The organism is Mixta tenebrionis, from assembly GCF_006517625.1.
Classification (GTDB): domain Bacteria; phylum Pseudomonadota; class Gammaproteobacteria; order Enterobacterales; family Enterobacteriaceae; genus Mixta; species Mixta tenebrionis.
In genome coordinates, this window is sequence record NZ_VHQI01000041.1 from 1 (window position 1) to 1,262 (window position 1,262).

1 protein-coding gene is annotated in these 1,262 nt (G+C 61.9%); it reads left to right on the top strand.

Annotation, left to right across the window (positions count from 1 at the left end):
- A partial coding sequence (gene clpX / locus FKM52_RS21410; RefSeq protein WP_141178107.1) for an ATP-dependent protease ATP-binding subunit ClpX occupies positions 1-1,262 on the top strand: 1,262 nt, incomplete at its 3' end.

Genomic DNA, 1,262 nt, shown 5'->3' on the forward strand with positions numbered 1-1,262 from the left:
ATGACAGATAAGCGCAAAGATGGTTCAGGAAAGCTGCTGTACTGCTCTTTCTGTGGCAAAAGCCAGCATGAAGTGCGTAAGCTGATAGCCGGGCCGTCGGTGTATATCTGCGACGAATGTGTGGATCTGTGCAACGACATCATTCGCGAAGAGATTAAAGAAGTGGCGCCGCACCGCGAGCGCAGCGCGCTGCCGACGCCGCACGAGATCCGCCACCACCTTGACGATTACGTCATCGGTCAGGAGCGGGCGAAGAAAGTGCTGGCGGTGGCGGTCTACAACCACTACAAGCGGCTGCGCAACGGCGACAGCAGCAACGGCATCGAGCTGGGCAAAAGCAACATTCTGCTGATCGGCCCCACCGGCAGCGGTAAAACGCTGCTGGCGGAGACGCTGGCGCGGCTGCTGGACGTGCCGTTCACCATGGCGGACGCGACGACGCTGACCGAAGCGGGCTACGTGGGCGAAGACGTCGAGAACATCATCCAGAAGCTGCTGCAGAAGTGTGACTATGACGTGCAGAAGGCGCAGCGCGGCATCGTCTACATCGATGAAATCGACAAGATATCGCGCAAGTCGGACAACCCGTCGATAACGCGCGACGTCTCCGGCGAGGGGGTGCAGCAGGCGCTGCTGAAGCTGATAGAGGGCACGGTGGCGGCGGTGCCGCCGCAGGGCGGGCGCAAGCATCCGCAGCAGGAGTTTTTGCAGGTGGATACCTCGAAAATTCTGTTTATCTGCGGCGGGGCGTTCGCCGGGCTGGACAAGGTGATTTCCCAGCGCGTGGAGACCGGCTCCGGCATCGGCTTCGGCGCCACGGTGAAGGGCAAATCGCAGAAGGCGACCGAAGGGCAGCTGCTGGAGCAGGTGGAGCCGGAAGACCTGATTAAGTTCGGCCTGATCCCGGAGTTTATCGGCCGTCTGCCGGTGGTGGCGACGCTGAACGAGCTGAGCGAGGAAGCGCTGATCCAGATCCTGCGCGAGCCGAAAAACGCGCTGACCAAGCAGTATCAGGCGCTGTTCGGGCTGGAAGGGGTGGAGCTGGAATTCCGCGACGAGGCGCTGACGGCGATAGCGCGCAAGGCGATGTCGCGCAAGACCGGGGCGCGCGGGCTGCGCTCGATAGTCGAGGCGGCGCTGCTGGACACCATGTATGACCTGCCGTCAATGGATGACGTGGAGAAGGTGGTGATTGACGAATCGGTGATCGAGGGTGAATCGAGGCCGATGCTGATCTACGGTCAGCACGAGGCGCAGCAGGC